The organism is Bacillus sp. S71, from assembly GCF_016625265.1.
In the GTDB taxonomy this organism is placed as follows: domain Bacteria; phylum Bacillota; class Bacilli; order Bacillales; family Bacillaceae_G; genus Bacillus_A; species Bacillus_A cereus.
Genome location: NZ_JACVUW010000009.1, coordinates 15,971 through 35,640 on the forward strand (window position 1 = coordinate 15,971; position 19,670 = coordinate 35,640).

Here is a 19,670-nt window from a genome sequence, read left to right on the forward strand (position 1 = left end):
TCATTCTCCTTTACTTATAAAGTTCATAATGGCCGATACAAAGACTTCCACTCCAATCGGTAATGCATCTTCGTCAATCGTAAAACGAGGGTGATGGTGAGGATATATAATACCTTTCTCTTTATTTCCTGCTCCGATAAAAAAGAATGTCCCCGGTGCCTTTTGTAAAAACGCTGAAAAATCTTCTCCAGCCATCGTTGGCTGTAAACGAACAACTCTATCCCTTCCATAAAGTTGTAATGCCGTTTGTTCAATAAGCTCTGTAGCTTCATAGTCATTTACAACTGGTCGATATCCATATTCATATGAAAATGTATATTTTGCTCCGTAAGATTCCGTAATATACTTCACAATCCGCTCAATCTTCTTCTCTGTTTCACCTCGTAATTCATGTCTTAAACTTCTCACTGTCCCTTCAATCTCGGCTTGCTCTGGTATTACATTATGAGTTGTCCCCGCATGAAATTGTGTAACAGATATTACGAGAGAATCTAATGGATTCGTGAGGCGAGATACAATTTGCTGAAGTTGCGAAACGACTTGTGTTCCGATTGCGATACTATCCACCGTTTCATGAGGGATTCCAGCATGTCCACCTTTTCCCTCTATCTTAATTTTAAAAACATCCGGTGCAGCCATTGCAGGACCATAAATAACACCTATTTTCCCAACCTCTAACGACGCCCAAAGGTGAGCACCAATAATATAATCCACACCTTCCATTACACCTGCAGCAACCATCTCCTCTGCACCACCAGGAAAATTTTCTTCAGCATGTTGGAATAGAAAACGAATCTCCCCTTTAATCTTCTCTCTTTCTTCCACTAACTTATGTACGACTCCAAGTAATATCGCTATATGTCCATCATGACCGCATGCATGCATCACACCTTTATATGTAGAAATAAAATCAAACTCATTTTCTTCATGAATAGGAAGAGCATCCATATCGGCTCGAACCGCAACTGTTTTGCCCGGATGTTTACCTACTAACTTTGCCATCACACTATATTCAGTCGGCCGTGACACTTCTAAATATGGGAATTTCCGAAGTATATCGAACACAAACTGCGATGTTTTTTCTTCTTGAAAAGATAACTCTGGATACTTATGAAAATGCCTTCTCCACTCAACTAACTGATTTTTTGACAAAACAAATTCCTTTGCAACATCCATACCCCTTCACTCCTTCTTCACCAAGTTAAATGTTATTATAACGTGAATTGTTAACTTTTAAAAGAATCTTCTAAATTTTCTGTAATAACAACTCAAAAAGAAAAAGCCACCCAAAAGATGACTTTTTCATTATTATAAAATAGTAATTGCTTGTTTTCCCATTTGCTCCCAAGCTTTCTCAAATTCTGCTCGCGGAACAGCCAAACGCGGATTATTTTTAAGAGGATCATTTACATATACAAAGTTTTGATCATATCCAATTACTACTGCACTATGCTCATAATATGTAATTTTCACTTCACCTGAACTCGTATTCCATGTTTCAAAACTACTTTCAGCTAGCGGCTTAAACGTCGTATTAATAATGACCCATACCGGAGAACCAGAACTAATTACTTTATATATATCTTGCATGTCTCTACCTGTTAAATTAATTACTTTTTCAGGAACATATTTTTCTGCCAAATTAAAAATCGGTTGATTATATACACCATATCCAGGCTCTGCCTTTGTATAAATATTTCCAACAAACCCTTCGTAAGGATTTCCCCGTACGCCATTTTGTTCAAATGGAACGCGATGAATTTCGCTAGCAAGTTGCATCTTATCTACTTGTACACCTTTATATTGCAACAACATAGCTAAACTTGTCACTTCACATCCTCGAGGTAATTCTGGTAATTGTTTAATAAACGGAACATCCTCAATCATAGCTGCTTCTTTCATTTCAGATAGAAACTCTAAGCGTAGAACTTGCGCCTTTTGCATAATTTTATCTTTTCCAATAAAAAATGCAGCAGCAAGTATAATCCCAAAAACAAAAAGATATTTTAACTTTTTCATTATAAACAAAACTCCATTAATTATTATTTTACAGACACAACTCTTATCATTGTACCCTTCTTCTTACTAGTTTGCTAGAAAGATCATGTGAATTATCGCTCATAGAATTAATTATAAAAATTCTAATTATTTTTAATAAAAAGAAAAATAAATATACATTTCCAGAATATTTTGTTAAAATCAAAATTGTTAACATGGTGAAGATATCACCATGTTAACAAACATTCTTAGAGTATTTAGTCATAGTTCGTTTTTTTACATACTCCATTCATTTCATAGTAAATAAACCGAGTGTGTGTTGCATCCCCCACTAATGATTAAAAACTCAGAATAAAACGAAGTTCACACATTCAAGAAAATACGGGGTGAGGGGCATATGAATCAACAAATTGAACAAACAGATTTAAAACGAACAATGAAAAGTAGACACCTATTTATGATTGCACTCGGCGGCGTTATCGGAACCGGTCTATTTATGGGATCTGGTCAAATTGTCCATAATGCCGGACCTGGTGGTGCTATTCTTGCATTTTTAGTCGGTGGATTTGTTATGTATTTAACGATGTTATGTCTTGGTGAATTATCCGTTGCTATGCCAGAAGCAGGTTCATTCCAAAGCTATGCAAGCAAATTCATTTCACCTGGTTTTGGATTTGTTGTCGGTTGGATGTATTGGCTAAATTGGGCTGTTACAGTTGGCGTAGAGTTAACAACTGTAAGTATTTTAATGAAACGCTGGTTTCCAGACGTTTCTTCATGGATTTGGTGCGTTACATTTGCAGCAGCACTCTTCCTCGTAAACGCTTTATCAGCAAAAGCATATGCAGAAGCAGAGTTTTGGTTCGCAAGTGTAAAAGTTGCAACAATTGTTATTTTCATCGTACTTGGTGGCGCTGTTATGTTCGGTCTACTAGACTTTAATGGAAAGCCAGCTCCGATGCTTCATAATTTCACTGAAAATGGCGGGCTATTTCCAAACGGCGCATTAGCTGTTCTTCTTACGATGATTACGGTAAATTACTCCTTCCAAGGAACAGAATTAATCGGAATCGCTTCAGGAGAAAGTGAAAATCCTGAAAAAACAATTCCAAAAGCAATCAAAAATACAATTTGGCGAACTCTCTTCTTCTTCGTCTTAGCGATATCAGTTGTTGTAGGTTTACTCCCGTGGCAAGAGGCTAATCTAGTCGAAAGTCCCTTTGTACTTGTATTTGATGTAGCCGGTGTCCCATATGCAGCAGACATTATGAACTTCGTTATTATTACAGCTGTATTATCCGTTGCTAACTCTGGTCTATACGCAAATTCTCGTATGCTGTGGGCGATGGCAAAACAAGGAATGGCAAGTCCAGCGTTTACTAAATTAACTAAAAGAGGTGTACCACTAAACGCATTAATTTTCAGTCTGATTTTTGCAAGTCTTTCTTTATTAACAAGTGTATTTGCGGCAGATACTGTCTTTCTAGTTTTAACATCTATTGCAGCGATGGCTGCTGTTGTCGTGTGGATGTCAATCGCCGCTTCACAGTTTTTCTTCCGTAGAAATTTCGTGAAAAATGGTGGCGACATAAATGATTTAAAATATCGTACACCGCTCTATCCACTAGTTCCAATCGTAGCGTTCTCGCTCAATTTCATTACATTTGTTAGTTTGGCTTTCATTCCAGATCAAAGAATTGCTCTTTATTGTGGCATTCCATTTATGATTACTTGTTACATTTTATACCAAGTTAAATATAAAAAAATTGTCAAACTTGAACAGCCACGAACTGTCACACAAGAAATAAACTAAATATACAAAATATTCAGCTATCTTTCTTATGATAAGATAGCTTTTTTCTATTTCTTGGATATCCTGGTATAACTTTATTTATCTTAAAATTTTCACAATCACGTTTTTCTCTGGAAAATAGTTTACAATGTAATCAAGTTACAAATGATATTCACCTTAAAAAGTGTGCATTTGTGTCTATTTTTTAACAATATATCAAAAACTATTGCCTTCTATAAATTAATAGGTTTATATTGTTTTATTGGCATAGTTTCAATCCAAGGAGAAAGGAGATTTTCAATCGTGCAACTAAAGAAAGCGTTTTGGAAGTTGGCTTCGCTTCTTCCGTTATCATTACTTCTGTTCCTCGGTGGCTGTGATAAAAAACTCGCAGTATTAAATCCGCAAGGACCTGTTGCAAAAGCACAGTATGATTTAATTGTTTGGTCATTCTTGCTTATGTCATTAATTATCGCAATTGTATTCATTCTGTTTACAGTCATCTTGATTCGTTATCGTGAAAAACCAGAGAATATGGACTATGAGCCACCTGAACAACACGGTAACACATTACTAGAAATTATTTGGACGCTTGTTCCTGTTATTATCGTTATCGCATTATCGATTCCAACAGTAAAAGCAACTTATGCTTCGGAAGAGGTTCCGAAAGAGTCCAAACATATTAAACCAGTTGAAATTTATGTTACATCTGCAAACTGGAAATGGTTATTCAGTTACCCAGAGGAAAAAATTGAAACCGTTAACTATTTAAACATCCCAGCTGGTGTACCAATTCAATTCAAACTGACTTCTGTCGGCCCAATGAATGCTTTCTGGGTACCAGAACTTGGTGGTATGAAGTACACAATGGATGGCATGATTATGGATCTTTATTTACAAGCTGATAAGCCAGGTTCTTACCTAGGCCGTAGTGCGAACTTCTCTGGTGAAGGATTCACACACATGGAGTTCGAAGTTGAAGCGAAAACTAAAGAGAAATATGACAAGTGGGTTAAAGAAGTACAAGAAACTGCTCCTAAACTAACAGAAGCTAAGTACAACGAAATTGTTAAACCTGGTGTAGTTGGTCGTATGACATTCTCTAGTCACCACTTAAGTTATGTAGATCCAAAATCACTTGAATATTGTGATTACAACTACTACAAAAACAAAAAATAATAGCTATTATTCCAACAGATTGGAGTGAACACAGTGAAGCTTGATGAATTCTTTGTCACAGGTGACCCGATTATTTACGGTGCAGACGCTTCTATCGTTCTTGTGACATTAGCAATCATTTTCGTACTAACAAAGTATAAAAAATGGAAATGGCTTTGGGACGAATGGTTAACAACTGTTGACCATAAAAAAATCGGAGCCATGTATATTATTTCTGCGGTTATCATGTTATTCCGTGGTGGTATGGATGGTTTAATGATCCGTGCACAGTTAACATTCCCAGAAACAACTTATTTAAACGCTGAACACTATAACGGAATTTTTACAACGCATGGTACAGTAATGATTCTTTTCATGGCAATGCCATTCGTTATGGGATTAATGAACCTTGTAGTACCATTACAAATTGGTGCTCGTGATGTTGCATATCCGTTCTTAAATGCTTTAAGTTTCTGGTTATTCTTTGTCGGAGCAATGTTATTCAACATCGCTTTCGTAATCGGTGGTTCTCCAGACGCTGGGTGGACTTCTTACTTCCCAATGGCAGGTACAGAGTTTACTTCAGGCGTAGGAAATAACTACTACGCAATTGCATTACAGATTTCAGGTCTCGGTACGCTAATGACCGGTATTAACTTCCTTGTTACTATCTTAAAAATGCGTACACCTGGTATGACTTTAATGAGAATGCCAATGTTTACTTGGTCAATCTTAATTACAACAATTATCATTATTTTCGCTTTCCCAGTATTAACAGTTGCTCTTGCATTAATGACATTTGACCGTCTATTCGATGCTCACTTCTTTACGATGGCGAGCGGCGGTATGCCGATGTTATGGGCCAACCTGTTCTGGGTATGGGGTCACCCTGAAGTATATATCGTTATTTTACCGGCATTCGGTATTTTCTCTGAAATCATTAGTACATTCTCACGTAAGCGTCTATTCGGTTACAGTGCGATGGTATACTCAATGGTTGCAATTTCTTTACTAAGTTTCGTCGTATGGCTTCACCACTTCTTCACGATGGGTGCAGGTCCAGCGGTTAACTCATTCTTCTCGATTTCGACAATGGCGATTTCGATTCCAACCGGTGTTAAGATCTTTAACTGGTTGTTTACACTGTATAAAGGACGTATCCGTTTTACAGTTCCAATGCTTTGGTCATTGGCATTTATTCCAAACTTCGTAGTCGGTGGGGTTACAGGGGTTATGCTTGGAATGGCAGCAGCTGATTATCAATACCATAACAGCTACTTCCTAATCGCTCACTTCCACTACGTATTAATCGCAGGTACAGTATTCGCTATGCTTGCTGGATTCACATTCTGGTATCCAAAAATGACTGGTCATATGTTAAATGAACGCCTAGGTAAATGGACATTCTGGATCTTTATGAGCGGATTCAACATCTGTTTCTTCCCAATGTACTTCTTAGGTTTAGACGGTATGACTCGTCGTATGTACACTTACTCTGAAAGTCTTGGATGGGGATGGCTAAACCAAATCGCATCTGTTGGTGCGGTAATGATGGGTATTGGCTTCCTACTTCTTTGCTACAACGTAATTTGGAGTGCACGTCACGGTGAACGTGACACAACTGGAGATCCATGGGATGGCCGTACACTTGAATGGGCAACTCAATCTCCTGTACAACATTACAACTTCGCGAAACTTCCTGAAATCAAAGAAGCTGATGCTTTCTGGTACATGAAAAAACGCGGAGAAACAGTTACACCAGCAGCAGAAGATATCAAACCAATTCACATGCCAAGTAACTCTGGTGTGCCTATTATTGCGTCTTTATTCTTCGGTCTTGCAGGTTTCGCATTAGTATTTAGCTGGTTCTGGCTTGCAGCAATCGGCGGCGTTGGTATTTTAGCTTGCTTAATCTATCGTTCATTCGATTATGATGATGGCTACTACGTAAGCGTTGATGAAATTAAAGAAACAGAACATATAGCATGAGAGGTGAAATGACATGGCGGCTTTAGATAAAAGCTTACCTTTGGAATATCAATCCGAACAAAGCAGATTGAATATCCTAGGATTCTGGATTTTTCTTGGGGCTGAAATTATGCTGTTCGCAACACTTTTCGCCTCTTATCTAGTCCTTGCTGGTCGTACGGCAGATGGCCCAACACCAGCGCAACTGTTTGAACTTAAAACGCTTTTAATTCAAACATTACTACTTTTAACAAGTAGTTTCACATGTGGTATCGTAATTCACGAAATGCGTAAGCACAACCAAAAAGCAATGCTTGGATGGTTCGTCCTTACATTACTTTTAGGTGCAGGTTTCCTATTCTTTGAAATCGAAGAGTTCATTATGTACATCGGTGAAGGTGCAACAATTCAAACAAGTGCTTTCCTATCTGCATTCTTCGTTCTTCTTGGAACGCATGGAGCCCACGTAACAGGCGGTATCATTTGGGCAATTTGTGTTATTATCCAAATTTTAAAACGAGGTTTAACACCAGTTACAGCTCGTAAAGTATTCATTATCAGCTTATACTGGCATTTCCTTGATCTTGTTTGGGTCTTTATTTACACACTAGTTTACTTGAACGGGATGGTGGCGTAGATGGCTCAAAATAACAATCAAGCAAACGGGCATGCGCATAGCGGATTCCCTTGGTCACACGTTTTCGGATTTATTTTATCGCTTGCATTAACGTTTCTAGCGTTATACGTGGCACTTTACACAACATTGCCACTTTCAACAGTCTTAACAACTATTATCATAATGGCTGTTGCGCAAGCATTGTTACAATTAATTATGTTCATGCATTTAAAAGAAGGAGAAGGAAGAGTTCAAATTCTTACAATGATATACAGTTTCTTCGTTGCAACTGCAACAGTTGGTTTAACTGTATGGATCTTCTTCTCAATGTAATGTACATGAAAAAGACTGCTGAGGAATCTCAGCAGTCTTTTTTTATTCCCTCCCCCATTACATCCACATTACGGAATTAACAGCAGAATCATGAAGAATATACTTATTATGACAAATGTTAAGAAAAGTCTTTCTTTATGAAATCGAATCCATATGCGTTGCTTTTCTACCTATTATATGGCTAAATAGGTACTATATTTATTTGAAGGGAGAGAACGCAATGGAACATCATACTTCTGTTCTATCACTTATGGTTGTCGTTGCAATCGCGTTTTTCGTTCCCCTTTTGTTACAACGCTTTAAATTAAAAGCACTTCCTGTTGTCGTTGCAGAAATTATTGCAGGAATCTTTGTAGGTAAAAGTGGGTTTAATATTATTGAGCCAGATATGTGGCTTCAAGTTTTATCAACATTAGGATTTATCTTCCTCATGTTCTTAAGCGGTTTAGAAATTGATTTTTCTATCTTTAAACAAAAAGGGAAAAAAAATACGACAAACGAACCAAATACATTTCAAGCAGCAAGCATTATCTTCTTATTTATTTTCATCTTATCTTATGCCCTATCATTACTATTCGTATGGCTAGGATTTGTAGATAATGCAATGTTCATGACTTTAATTATTTCAACTATTTCTTTAGGTGTTGTTGTACCAACACTAAAAGAGAACAACCTAGGAAAAACTGCAATCGGACAAATCATTTTATTAGTTGCTGTTATTGCAGACTTAGTTACAATGATTTTACTCGCTGTTTTCGTCGGATTAAATTCCGAAAGCGGCCAAAGTATGTGGCTCTTACTTCTTCTATTCGGTGCCGGTATTGTCATTTACTTTATTGCAAAACGCTTTAAAAACATTCCATACTTAGATAGTTTAAAAGCTGGTAGTGTACAAATTGATACACGGGCTGTTTTTGCACTCATTTTAATCTTAGTTGGGTTATCGGAATCTGTTGGAGCAGAAAATATTTTAGGTGCCTTCTTAGCAGGTGTACTTGTATCGTTATTATCACCCGATGAAGATATGGTGGAAAAACTTGATTCCATCGGCTATGGTTTCTTCATCCCTATTTTCTTCGTAATGGTTGGTGTAAATCTAGAGGTATGGTCTATTTTTAAAGAGCCTTCTAGCATGCTAATGATCCCAATCTTAATTGTAGGACTCTTTATTTCAAAACTCTTACCATCACTCGTCTTACGAAAATGGTATCCACGTAATATCGTACTTGGAAGTGCAATCTTATTAACATCGACACTTTCTTTAGTTATCGCGGCTGCACAAATTGGTGAAAAACTAGGGATCATCAGTCCAAGTTTATCTGCCTCTCTTATTTTAAGCGCAGTTATTACTTGTATTTTTGCACCTATATTGTTTAAAAAAATGTTCCCAAAAGTAGAAACACCAAAACCAAAAGTAGCTATTATTGGCGCGAGCAGAATTACCCTTCCGTTATCACTAGATTTAAAACGAGAAGATTATGACGTAACACTATATATGATGCGTCAAAACAAAATAAATGATGAGGAAGCGAAATCGCATGACTTCCCTATCGTGAAATTAGATGACATCACAATCGCATCATTAACTGAACAAACAGCATTTGATGCAGATCGCGTCGTTGTTGCAACAAGCGATGATGAACAAAACTTATTATTAGCAGAACATGCAAAAGAGCTAGGTGTTGAACATGTTATTGCAAGTGTAGAAGATCCACTTCTACAAGAAAAAGCAACGCAAGAACATATCGCTGTATTCTCAACAATTAACTCTACACGTATTTTATTACGTGCACTTATTGATAAACCTAGTCTCGTTCGCTTAATTACAACAGCAAACGAAACAGTACGCGAAGTTGAACTACGCAGCAATAAATATAACGGCATTGCGCTTCGCCGCCTTCCGTTTTTAGGTGATGTACTTGTCATTCAAATCTACCGCGGTAATAAAGCATTAATACCACATGGTGATACAAGACTACAACACGGCGATACATTACTTGTAACAGGTTCAAAAGAGCATATCGATACACTAAAAAACATATTAGAGTAAAAAAATGCCCCTCACATAATTGAGGGGCATTTTTTTAATTTCATATGGTAAAATGTTACTATCACATATTATGAGGATGGATTACATTATGTCTATTGTAACTTTAGCTCTCTTATTATTAGCGGAAGTACTCGTCGCCATTATTCTCATCGGTGTTAGCATTGAAATTTGCAGCTATGGTTGGAAAAAATCAAATGGAGTTAAATACTCATTCCTTTTTCTTTCACTCCTTCTCGGAACCGCTAGTATACTCGGCCTTCTCGCTGCACCTGCATACTTCTTTATACAACTTATAGAAAAAGGTTTATAAGAAAGGATGATAACATGATTACTGTGCAGTATATTGATGCATCCGAGACACACTTATTACGCCAAGCGGTGTTGCGTCCCAATCAGTCCCTAGCAGACTGTAAATACTCTTCTGATTACGAAAAAGACACATTCCACTTAGGTGCCTTTATAAACGATGAGTTGATTAGCATCGCTTCCTTCTCAAAAGAAATATATCCTGATTTGCAAAAAGGTATCCATTATAGACTACGAGGAATGGCAACATTACCTAACTTTCGGAACAAAAGAGCTGGAAGCTCCTTAATTCAGAAGGCGGAACAAATCTTGCAAGAACGCCAAGCAAATATATTATGGTGTAATGGCCGAATTACTGTAGCTGACTATTACAAACACTTAGGCTTTCAGGAATATGGTGAAATCTTTGAAATTGAACCGATTGGCCTTCATAAAGTACTATATAAAAGAATATGAGAAAAGCTTTCCTCAATATGGGAAAGCCTTTCTTATATTTCAATCTTCTCTTTTTGTTTTTTCATATATATGTATATAAACAAACTTGGAACTAAAAAACAAGCAAACATAATAAGTCCTGTCATACTAATTTCCTTTATCGAAATATCTGGTATTACAACGATACAAATAGCTAAAATCCCAATAATAATACCTACCGGAATGAATAATAGCTTCATAAAATAACGACGCGACACTCCGCCCGTATGCTCATACACTTCCACTAAATTTTTCAGATTTAAAAAGTTAATAATTATTATCCCGCCCATAAATACCATTAATAAATCCGAAACACTTTCATATCCTGCCCCTTGCAAGACATAGCGGTAAAAGACGATAGCTAGTATGACGATATTTTGTAAGATGAAAGCTAATCTAATATGTTTTAACCCTTCAATCATTAAACGTTCATCTTTCACGATTTTCATCCTACCACTCCTTTTCCTCCCAAAACAAATCATTCAACGTTTTATCTACTGCATAACAAATTTTTAAACATAAATCTAAAGATGGATTGTATTTCCCCTTCTCAATTAAACTAATCGTTTGCCTTGTAACGCCTACTTTTTCTGCTAATTGTTGCTGTGTTAAATCTAATTGAACACGCGCGACTTTTATTTTACTTACAGCCATTCATGTTCCTGCTACTAAAAATATAGACAAATGTATATTCTTAGAGTATTCCTGCTTCTACGTGCCCTGCCTCGCTAATCACTTGCTACTACAGTTTGCTGTGACACTTCACAGGCGTAAATTCCGATGTAGCCCACCGTACATATATACAATCTATTTACGTTAGTATTGTATATTTTTTTGCTTGTAAAAGGTTGATTGACGCATTTAAATCTCTATCTATTACATTGCCACATTCACATGTATATACTCGGTCAGACAGCTTTAAATCCGACTTTTTTTGACCGCAACATGAACACATTTTAGAAGATGGATAGAATCTGTCCACTTGCCGTAGTTCAATTCCATATTCCCTACATTTCGTTAATAACCATGTTTTAAAAGCATAAAAACATTGTTGCGCTACAGCTTTAGATAGATGTTTGTTCTTCATCATACCTTTCACATTCAAATCTTCTACTACAATAAACGTTGGCTTGGTTTTCACCACATCATTTACAATAGACTTTACATACGCTAATCGAATATTTGCTAGCCTAGCATGTAGTTGTTGCACCCTAAGAATATTTTTGTTTATATTCGCTCTTTTATTAGTAACAGGTTGTTCACCTCTCTTTCTTATATTTTCAAATTTGCGTGATAAAGAGCGTTGTTCACGTTTTAACCGTTTTTCTATCTTTTTTACTTGTACTGTTTTATTTATATTTTTGTGAGTTTTTCCATCGCTACGTACAGCGAAGTCTTTAATTCCCAAATCAATTCCTAGACCTACTGTATTGAGAGTTGCATTTGGTTTTACCTCTTTCACTTCACAGAGTATAGACACATAGTATCTTCCTGCTCTTTGATATACTGTACCACTTTTTACAGTTGTATTTTTTGAAATATATCCATACTCTTTTAACCTTATCCAACCAATTGTAGGGACTTTTACTCTATGTCTTTCTACTGTCCAATCTGTTTTGTTGTTTTTCGGAAAGTAGCACTTCACATCTTGCTTCTTCTTTTTTTTATATCGTGGAAACTTAGATAAACCTTTAAAAAACCGCTTAAAAGCTTTATGTCCATTCATAATCGCTTGTTTTACCGCTTTGCTCGACACTTCTTTAATCCACTGGTCACACTCTTTTGTATGAATGTTGTTTAACCATTTGGAAAAGTCATAACCACTAAGAAATTTCCCCTCCGACTCATATACCTCTTTATTTTTAGAGATATACAGGTTATATACATATCGACACACCCCAATAGTTTGACGGATTTTACTAATTTGTTCAGTTGTCGGTTTGATTTCTATTAAATATGCTCTTTTCATAAGTCTTCATCCTCCGACATTTTCTTTTTGTATTTTCTCAACCCATATATTCTACAGCTAAATACATGAATGATAGATATTAAATCCTGAACAAGTTCTTCTTGAATACCCATATATTTCTTATACTGTTCTTCTGTATAATATCTTCTTCCTTTTGGGTTTCGGTAAGCAGGTAAAACACCTTGATTGTCCCACCTTTGCAATGTCTTAACAGAGACATTAAGCATTTCTGAAAATTCTTTCGGTTTATATTGTTTCATAATTACTTTTCACTATATATGCCTACTTTTGTCTATGTTTTTGTTTACTGTTTCTTTCTCCTCCACCCTTATTATAATATATATTCCAATAAGTAATTTATATTTTACATTACTAATTTAAGTTTCACTTTATTATACACAAAAAAGGAGCCTCTCATAAGAAGCTCACTCTCCTATATCTATATTATAAGAATAAATGACATCCAAATAAAATTGTAAATAAGTATAGTAATGGATGTACTTCCTTTCCTTTACCCTTCACAATTTTCAAAACTGGATATACTAAAAATCCAATTGCAATTCCATTTGCAATACTAGACGTTAACGGAATACCTATAAAAATCAAAAATGCTGGTAACGCATCTTCAAATTCATTCCAATTAATATCTCGAATGCTTTGTGCCATTAAACTACCTACTATAATTAATGAAGGAGCTGTAATAGCGGCTACACTTGATAAAGAAGCAATAACAGGACTGAAAAATGCCGTTATAATTGTTAGACCAACAACTACAATCCCTGTTAATCCAGTTTTCCCACCTGCAGCAATACCTGCTGACGATTCAATCGTCGCTGCTGTTGGGCTTGTTCCAAAGATAGAACCTGTAGTCCCGCCAATTGCATCTGCAATAAACGCTTTACCAAAACGCTTCTCTGTATTGTCTGTAATTAAACCTGCTTGTTTAATTAAACCAAGTAATGCACCTGTTGTATCAAATAAAAGTACAAGTAAAAATGAAAATACAACACCATATAATCCGTATTCAATTACATCTGAAAATGCATTGATTGGGTTTGAAACGATAATACCCTCTGGCAAATGAGGCATCGCCACAATTTTATCAGCAAACTTCAATTGCCCTGTAAAGAAGGCGATAACTCCTGTCACAATCATACTAATAAATAATGCACCACTCACACGTAATGCCATTAATACCGCCGCTAATATTAAACCAATTAAAGTTAAAATAACAGCTGGAGAATGAAAATCACCAATCGTAACTAAATTAGAAGGATGATCCACGATAATTCCAGAAAGGCGCAATCCAATAAAAGCAATAAATAGTCCAATTCCACCTGCAATTGCATGCTTTAAACTATCAGGAATTGCTAAAATTAACTTTTGCCTAAACGAAGTAAAAGATAATAAAAGAAAAATAATCCCCGTTACAAATACAGCTGAAAAGGCAACTACATATGTAATCCCTTCTGCCTTCTGTACAACAGAATAAGCAAAATATGCATTCATTCCCATAGCTGGAGCAATAACAATCGGGTAATTCGCGAAAATCGCCATACCTACTGTTCCAACAACGGTTGCAATAATTGTTGCTGTAAACGCTTGGTCAAATGGTACACCTGCATCAGATAGTATTTTTGGATTGATGACAAGAATATACGCAAATGTAAAAAAAGTTGTGATGCCAGCTAAAAACTCTTGCTTCACAGAAGTGTTATATTTTTGTAATTGAAACATGCTTATGTACCCTTCCTACACCTGAATTATTATCACACATTCTTTTCTTACTAGTATGTGAGAAAATATAATACTTAATCTTAACAATCAATAAAAAGAAGAGTCAATATATTCCCTAATAGTTCGAATTTTAAGTTTAAGTCTGACAAGTACAGATGTAGTACAGTTCATTATGATTATTTTTGTAGCATAACAGATAGAAATGTTTTATAATTTGAAATAGTTAAATACTTAGTAAACGCATTCAAATATTGTTCACTCTACAAGGGGGATTCTTCTTATGCAGCACACAAACAAATCTGGAACTTTAAATCGTGGTTTAAAAGAACGACATATTACTTTAATGTCACTTGGCTCAGCTATTGGCGTTGGGCTATTTTTAGGATCTGCTTCCGCTATTAAACTAGCCGGTCCTTCTATTTTACTAGGCTATATGATTGCCGGACTCGTTATTTTTTTCATCATGCGAGCTCTCGGGGAAATGGCAATTGAACAACCTGTTGCCGGTTCTTTTAGTAAATATGCATATGATTATATCGGCCCACTCGCTGGTTATATTACTGGCTGGAATTACTGGTTCTTATGGGTTGTTACTTGTATGGCTGAAATTACAGCAGCTGGTATTTACATGCAATACTGGTTCCCTGATATCCCGCGCTGGACTTGGGCGTTACTTGCTCTATTGTTAATGAGCGCTTTTAACTTCTTATCAGTAAAAGTATTTGGAGAACTTGAGTTTTGGTTTGCTCTCATTAAAATTGTCACAATTATCTGTATGATAGTGGTCGGCGCTGGTATTATTTTATTCGGATTCGGAAACGGTGGTATCGCTACTGGCATTTCAAACCTTTGGTCACATGGTGGCTGGTTCCCAAATGGTTTTTCTGGGTTACTACTCTCCATGCAGATGGTACTATTCGCTTATTTAGGCGTTGAATTAATCGGTGTCACAGCTGGTGAAGCTCAAAATCCGAAGAAAACACTCGCAAAAGCAATTGATAACGTGTTTTGGAGAATATTACTGTTCTACGTAGGAGCTCTATTCGTTATGATGGCAATTTATCCATGGAACGAACTTGGTGAGAAAGGAAGCCCATTCGTATTAACATTCCAGCAAATTGGTATCGCGAAAGCAGCAGGTATTATTAACTTTGTCGTATTAACAGCAGCTCTTTCTTCTTGTAACGGTGGTTTATTTAGTACAGGCCGTATGCTATTTACATTAGCTCAGCAGAAAAAAGCTCCTGAAAGATTTGGTCGTTTAAATAAAAATGGCATTCCAAGCCAAGGAATTGTAGCAACTGCTATCGTTTTACTCATTGGTGTTATATTAAACTATCTCGTACCTGCAAAGGTATTTACATGGCTTACTAGCATTTCAACTTTCGGCGCAATTTGGACTTGGGGAATTATATTAGTTGCTCAAATTAAATTCCGTAAAAGCTTACCTACTCAAAATAAACAAAAGTTATCGTATAAAATGCCTTTATACCCATTAAGCTCATATTTCTCACTCGTTTTCCTTGTATTAGTACTAGGTATAATGGCGTATTCAGAAGATACACGAATTGCATTGATTGTCGGCCCAATTTGGCTTATCGGCTTAGCAATCGTATATTACATGAAAGGGTTTCATAAGATTGATGAAACACCTAACTCAAAAATTAGTTAAGCAAAAACCCCTTCCTTATTACTTGGAAGGTTTTTTTATATCTATATAAATATTTCTCAACAAAATTCACGGTATTTTTACAATCTTTTAATATTTTTTATGTTTTCCGTCTTTATTTTTACAGAAAAATAAATTACATTATTAAAGCACATATATTTATTATTAGGGGGATTCTTCTATGAAGAATAAAAAATGGATTACATTTTCTTTAGCAACAGCAATTACACTAAGTATAGGGACCTCGTTCATACCGTCTACTTATGCCGAAAGCTCTGTAGACCCAGCTCCTGAAATTGCTGCAAAAGTTGTAAATCAAAACAATGGGAAGAAAGTATTATTCGATAATACACACGGTCAAACTGCTGGGACAGCTGACTGGGTTATTGACGGCGGCTTTTCTGACTTCGGAAACGGCATTGCAAAAAACGGTTATCACGTAAAAGAACTTCGTAAATCAACACCTATTACGTACGAAGACTTAAAAGGTTACAATGTATTTATCGTTCCAGAAGCTAATATTCCTTACAAAAAATCTGAGCAGGACGCTATGTTACAATATGTAAAAAATGGCGGTAGTATCTTCTTTATTGCCGATCATTACAATGCAGATCGTAATAAAAATCGCTGGGACTCTTCTGAAGTATTTAATGGATATAGACGCGGTGCTTGGGATAATCCAGCGAAAGGAATGTCTAATGAAGAAGCAAATTCACAAGCTATGCAAGGAGTAGAAAGCTCTGATTGGCTATCTGACAACTTCGGTATTCGCTTCCGCTACAATGCACTTGGTGATGTTTCAGCGAAAACAATTGTATCGCCTGAACAATCTTTCGGAATTACAAAAGGTGTTTCTTCTGTAGCAATGCATGCTGGTTCTACTCTAGCAATTACAAACCCAAAACTAGCAAAAGGACTTGTTTACCTTCCAGAAAATCCATCAAAATGGAATAACGCTGTTGATAGTGGCGTTTATAATGGCGGTGGTATTGCAGAAGGCCCATATGCTGCAATTGCAAAAGTAGGACTTGGAAAAGCTGCCTTTATTGGTGACTCTTCTCCTGTTGAAGATGCTACGCCAAAGTACGTTCGTGAAGATTCTGGCCAAACAAAGAAAACTTACGATGGTTATAAAGAAGAAAACGATGCGATTTTATTAGAAAACATCGTAAATTGGTTATCGAATAAAGAGACATTTACAAGTTTAGATCAAGTAAATGGTTTACAGCTTGATTCACCTACAGCTCTACAAACATTTGAACAGCCAAGCTTATCAACAGAACCACAACCTGAACCTTGGAGTGCACCAAATGCAGGTTATCAATGGTTTAATACAAATACTTTTAAACCAGGTTCATACGGTTATAATGGTGCGGTAACAACAAGCGACTACGTCGTTACACACCCTAGCATTCTACCAAACAATGAAATTTTCCAAATGAAGATTCAAGTAAACAACTTACTACCTAATACAACTTATAACAACTATTCTTTAGGTATATTCACTACTGGTGGAACACAAGTAGCAAAAATTCAAAATACAAACGGCACTTGGCCATCTGCTTTTGGATATAGTAGTGCCTTCTCTTTCACAACAAACAGCTTAGGCTCTGCTGAGAAAGTTGTAAATGTACAGATTGATTCAAATACAACTGGACAAGCAACTCTTCGTCTACGCCAAAATACAACAACGAAATATAATGAAACTGTAACGATTAATAAGAAATAATGAAAAAGGCAATCCATACATGGATTGCCTTCTTCTCACTTCTCTTCCTTCGAGAAAAACATTCTTGAAATAACGATACCTATACTACCGACGATTAGGAATAACACTGCCCTAATCATCATCGATACCTCTGGTAAGTCAAGTAGGAATAACTTCCCTACCGTTACTACTAATACGATTAATCCAGCATATAATATTTCATTCATCTGTCTATAACGGCCAAACCAAACTGCAAATAACGCATATATCATCCATAATAACGATACAGATACGCTAATTATACTTCCATCTGTAGAAAGAACTTCACCAATTCTAGTGATTGTAATAAATACAATGACCATTAACCAGTAGAGCGCTATAGAGTACACATACTTACCCATACTCGCTAACACTTCTTTCGCTTGTCTCATGCAATAATAGAACGTTCCTATTAAAATAAGATGAGCAACAAAACCTGCCGAAATAAATTCATCAAACGGGCTAAAAATCGTCTGTATCATTCCAATTGCGTAAACCGTCGCACTAACATACAATTTTATCTGTTGTTTTACTTTAATAGAAGTGACCATGCCGAGGAAACCTTGTAATAATAGTACAATCGCTGCATTCACTAAACTATACTCGTATAAAATCGCTAAACTAAATGCTCCCATTGCGAAACCAAATAAGAGATTTGTAAATGTAGAATGTCTATTCTTCCTATACTCAAGCACAAACATAGCAGCGTGCACAATTGCACTAATAATCAATCCCCATGTTGTAAAATCAGGTATTTTGGCAATAGCTAGTATAAAGAAAACTGCATTCGCACTAAATATCGCCAAACGTGGTTCTGGTATAAAACTTCTCTCCGTAAACATATGCCAAAATAATAGTAAATGAATCAAACCATATACAATCGTTAACTGTATTTGCAAGTTCTCTACTAATATTGACATAACAGCAAAGAAGACAAAAAGAACAATGGCCGCAACAGCGTAAGAAATCATATATAAGTATTTATAACGATTTTTCAATCCATACCATAATAAACTAAGTGTTAATATCGTCTCGTATCCGAAGAAAATATAAGGATTAGGAGTCGTACTATTTAACAAGAATGGCACGAAGAACGCTCCTACCGCTACGAAGATAGTAAGGTATTCCGAGTTATATCTTTTCGCTAAATAAATCCCTAAAATAACCCATGCAATATTAAAGAGAAACGCGATACTTGCCGGAATAAATGCATACAAATAATGTGCCGCAAACGTCGTTAAAACAATCCCCGAAATACTTCCTCCAACCAATACTAATCCTAACGCCTGCCGCTCTCTTTTAATTTGAATATCTCCTATATAATACAAACCGATAGATAATGCGATACCAAACACAATTCGTATTGCTGGTGTTAATAAACCAGCATCTACCCCTGCTTTAAATAACCAGATCACTCCAAGCAACATAATACCGACAAATACACGCGGTAACCACGTTTGACAAAACTTAATAATATTAAATGGCTCTGGTTTAAAAGCAGATATATCTACTTGTTTTACCTCATATTCTTGCACAGGCTCTTTTATCGTAACTATTTCTTCTTTTGGCTTTTCCTCCATTACCGTTTCAATATATTCTTTCTTTTCCTTACTAACATGTTGCTGAGCGTTCTCTACTTCTATTTCCCTTTGCTTCACTTTTAATTCAGCAAGTGCTTCTTGAATTGTTTCAATTGCCGTTTCGAGTGCTTCTATTTTCTTATCCAAATCCTTCTTCATACGCTACCCCCTTATTCGTACCTCTCATTAAACCTATATATTACCAATTATCTTTATCATACTCTTAGTCTATTCATTTTCAATAGTATTTTTTCCAAAAAAAGAAAGATGCCT

The 19,670-nt window shown here is 36.1% G+C and carries 18 protein-coding genes; 10 read left to right on the plus strand and 8 right to left on the minus strand.

Annotated elements, in window-relative coordinates; translation table 11 throughout:
• Complete coding sequence (locus IBT51_RS18960) at positions 1-1,176, minus strand: amidohydrolase (protein ID WP_088021832.1); 1,176 nt, start codon at positions 1,174-1,176, stop codon at positions 1-3.
• Positions 1,177-1,308: 132 nt separating this feature from the next.
• Positions 1,309-2,019, minus strand: a complete 711-nt coding sequence (locus tag IBT51_RS18965; protein ID WP_000734491.1) for a C39 family peptidase — start codon at positions 2,017-2,019, stop codon at positions 1,309-1,311.
• Positions 2,020-2,395: 376 nt separating this feature from the next.
• On the opposite strand from IBT51_RS18965, the gene IBT51_RS18970 reads away from it, so the two are divergent.
• From IBT51_RS18970 to IBT51_RS19005, 8 genes are all read left to right on the plus strand, one after another.
• The gene (locus IBT51_RS18970) at positions 2,396-3,811 is read left to right on the plus strand and encodes an amino acid permease (protein WP_001075764.1); all 1,416 of its coding nucleotides are present in this window, start codon (positions 2,396-2,398) and stop codon (positions 3,809-3,811) included.
• Positions 3,812-4,093: 282 nt separating this feature from the next.
• A complete protein-coding gene (locus tag IBT51_RS18975; RefSeq protein ID WP_001176165.1) occupies positions 4,094-4,969 on the plus strand; it encodes a cytochrome aa3 quinol oxidase subunit II in 876 nt (291 codons plus the stop codon).
• Between the two features lie 33 nt (positions 4,970-5,002).
• Positions 5,003-6,937, plus strand: coding sequence for a cytochrome aa3 quinol oxidase subunit I (qoxB, locus tag IBT51_RS18980; RefSeq protein ID WP_000762374.1), 1,935 nt, complete (start codon positions 5,003-5,005; stop codon positions 6,935-6,937).
• Between the two features lie 13 nt (positions 6,938-6,950).
• A complete protein-coding gene (qoxC, locus tag IBT51_RS18985; RefSeq protein ID WP_000729316.1) occupies positions 6,951-7,553 on the plus strand; it encodes a cytochrome aa3 quinol oxidase subunit III in 603 nt (200 codons plus the stop codon).
• Positions 7,554-7,865 carry a cytochrome aa3 quinol oxidase subunit IV gene (gene qoxD / locus IBT51_RS18990; protein WP_000068425.1) on the plus strand — a complete coding sequence of 104 codons (312 nt, stop codon included), beginning with the start codon at positions 7,554-7,556 and terminating at the stop codon, positions 7,863-7,865.
• 220 nt (positions 7,866-8,085) lie between these two features.
• Complete coding sequence (locus IBT51_RS18995) at positions 8,086-9,915, plus strand: monovalent cation:proton antiporter family protein (protein WP_064532083.1); 1,830 nt, start codon at positions 8,086-8,088, stop codon at positions 9,913-9,915.
• A 52-nt stretch (positions 9,916-9,967) separates the two neighbouring features.
• Positions 9,968-10,225 carry a DUF4022 family protein gene (locus IBT51_RS19000; protein WP_071714271.1) on the plus strand — a complete coding sequence of 86 codons (258 nt, stop codon included), beginning with the start codon at positions 9,968-9,970 and terminating at the stop codon, positions 10,223-10,225.
• A 14-nt stretch (positions 10,226-10,239) separates the two neighbouring features.
• Positions 10,240-10,677 (plus strand): GNAT family N-acetyltransferase, encoded by a 438-nt coding sequence (locus IBT51_RS19005; protein WP_200458524.1) that lies wholly within the window; start codon positions 10,240-10,242, stop codon positions 10,675-10,677.
• A 32-nt stretch (positions 10,678-10,709) separates the two neighbouring features.
• Here the strand turns inward: IBT51_RS19005 and IBT51_RS19010 are convergent, their stop codons facing one another.
• The 5 genes from IBT51_RS19010 to IBT51_RS19030 form a co-directional block, all read right to left on the minus strand.
• Positions 10,710-11,144: a hypothetical protein gene (locus IBT51_RS19010; protein ID WP_200458525.1), complete on the minus strand. Its 435-nt coding sequence runs from the start codon at positions 11,142-11,144 to the stop codon at positions 10,710-10,712.
• Position 11,145: 1 nt separating this feature from the next.
• Positions 11,146-11,349, minus strand: a complete 204-nt coding sequence (locus tag IBT51_RS19015) for a helix-turn-helix transcriptional regulator (RefSeq protein WP_000301183.1) — start codon at positions 11,347-11,349, stop codon at positions 11,146-11,148.
• Positions 11,350-11,506: 157 nt separating this feature from the next.
• The gene (locus tag IBT51_RS19020) at positions 11,507-12,664 is read right to left on the minus strand and encodes an RNA-guided endonuclease InsQ/TnpB family protein (protein WP_200458526.1); all 1,158 of its coding nucleotides are present in this window, start codon (positions 12,662-12,664) and stop codon (positions 11,507-11,509) included.
• The gene (locus tag IBT51_RS19025) at positions 12,661-12,924 is read right to left on the minus strand and encodes a MerR family transcriptional regulator (protein ID WP_000816201.1); all 264 of its coding nucleotides are present in this window, start codon (positions 12,922-12,924) and stop codon (positions 12,661-12,663) included. The genes IBT51_RS19020 and IBT51_RS19025 overlap by 4 nt, the downstream gene beginning before the upstream one ends.
• Before the next feature lie 184 nt (positions 12,925-13,108).
• The gene (locus tag IBT51_RS19030) at positions 13,109-14,401 is read right to left on the minus strand and encodes an NCS2 family permease (protein ID WP_000487188.1); all 1,293 of its coding nucleotides are present in this window, start codon (positions 14,399-14,401) and stop codon (positions 13,109-13,111) included.
• A gap of 280 nt (positions 14,402-14,681) precedes the next feature.
• On the opposite strand from IBT51_RS19030, the gene IBT51_RS19035 reads away from it, so the two are divergent.
• Both IBT51_RS19035 and IBT51_RS19040 read left to right on the plus strand, forming a co-directional pair.
• Entirely contained in the window at positions 14,682-16,073 is a 1,392-nt protein-coding gene (locus IBT51_RS19035; RefSeq protein WP_001164892.1) for an amino acid permease, read from the plus strand.
• Between the two features lie 178 nt (positions 16,074-16,251).
• Complete coding sequence (locus tag IBT51_RS19040) at positions 16,252-17,799, plus strand: DNA-binding protein (protein WP_000791513.1); 1,548 nt, start codon at positions 16,252-16,254, stop codon at positions 17,797-17,799.
• 35 nt (positions 17,800-17,834) lie between these two features.
• On the opposite strand, the gene IBT51_RS19045 is transcribed toward IBT51_RS19040, so the two are convergent.
• Positions 17,835-19,556 (minus strand): DUF2339 domain-containing protein, encoded by a 1,722-nt coding sequence (locus IBT51_RS19045; protein ID WP_053565226.1) that lies wholly within the window; start codon positions 19,554-19,556, stop codon positions 17,835-17,837.
• Between the last annotated feature and the right edge of the window lie 114 nt (positions 19,557-19,670).

What these genes read in the sequence shown, in the direction of transcription:
- IBT51_RS18965 (WP_000734491.1), bottom strand. Translation starts at nt 2,019, where the DNA reads ATGAAAAAGTTAAAATATCTTTTTGTTTTTGGGATTATACTTGCTGCT.
- qoxC (WP_000729316.1), top strand. Translation starts at nt 6,951, where the DNA reads ATGGCGGCTTTAGATAAAAGCTTACCTTTGGAATATCAATCCGAACAA.
- IBT51_RS19005 (WP_200458524.1), top strand. Translation starts at nt 10,240, where the DNA reads ATGATTACTGTGCAGTATATTGATGCATCCGAGACACACTTATTACGC.
- IBT51_RS19040 (WP_000791513.1), top strand. Translation starts at nt 16,252, where the DNA reads ATGAAGAATAAAAAATGGATTACATTTTCTTTAGCAACAGCAATTACA.
- IBT51_RS19045 (WP_053565226.1), bottom strand. Translation starts at nt 19,556, where the DNA reads ATGAAGAAGGATTTGGATAAGAAAATAGAAGCACTCGAAACGGCAATT.
- IBT51_RS19010 (WP_200458525.1), bottom strand. Translation starts at nt 11,144, where the DNA reads ATGAAAATCGTGAAAGATGAACGTTTAATGATTGAAGGGTTAAAACAT.
- IBT51_RS19015 (WP_000301183.1), bottom strand. Translation starts at nt 11,349, where the DNA reads ATGGCTGTAAGTAAAATAAAAGTCGCGCGTGTTCAATTAGATTTAACA.
- IBT51_RS19030 (WP_000487188.1), bottom strand. Translation starts at nt 14,401, where the DNA reads ATGTTTCAATTACAAAAATATAACACTTCTGTGAAGCAAGAGTTTTTA.
- IBT51_RS19000 (WP_071714271.1), top strand. Translation starts at nt 9,968, where the DNA reads ATGTTACTATCACATATTATGAGGATGGATTACATTATGTCTATTGTA.
- IBT51_RS18970 (WP_001075764.1), top strand. Translation starts at nt 2,396, where the DNA reads ATGAATCAACAAATTGAACAAACAGATTTAAAACGAACAATGAAAAGT.
- IBT51_RS18960 (WP_088021832.1), bottom strand. Translation starts at nt 1,176, where the DNA reads ATGGATGTTGCAAAGGAATTTGTTTTGTCAAAAAATCAGTTAGTTGAG.
- IBT51_RS18995 (WP_064532083.1), top strand. Translation starts at nt 8,086, where the DNA reads ATGGAACATCATACTTCTGTTCTATCACTTATGGTTGTCGTTGCAATC.
- IBT51_RS19035 (WP_001164892.1), top strand. Translation starts at nt 14,682, where the DNA reads ATGCAGCACACAAACAAATCTGGAACTTTAAATCGTGGTTTAAAAGAA.
- qoxD (WP_000068425.1), top strand. Translation starts at nt 7,554, where the DNA reads ATGGCTCAAAATAACAATCAAGCAAACGGGCATGCGCATAGCGGATTC.
- IBT51_RS19020 (WP_200458526.1), bottom strand. Translation starts at nt 12,664, where the DNA reads ATGAAAAGAGCATATTTAATAGAAATCAAACCGACAACTGAACAAATT.
- IBT51_RS19025 (WP_000816201.1), bottom strand. Translation starts at nt 12,924, where the DNA reads ATGAAACAATATAAACCGAAAGAATTTTCAGAAATGCTTAATGTCTCT.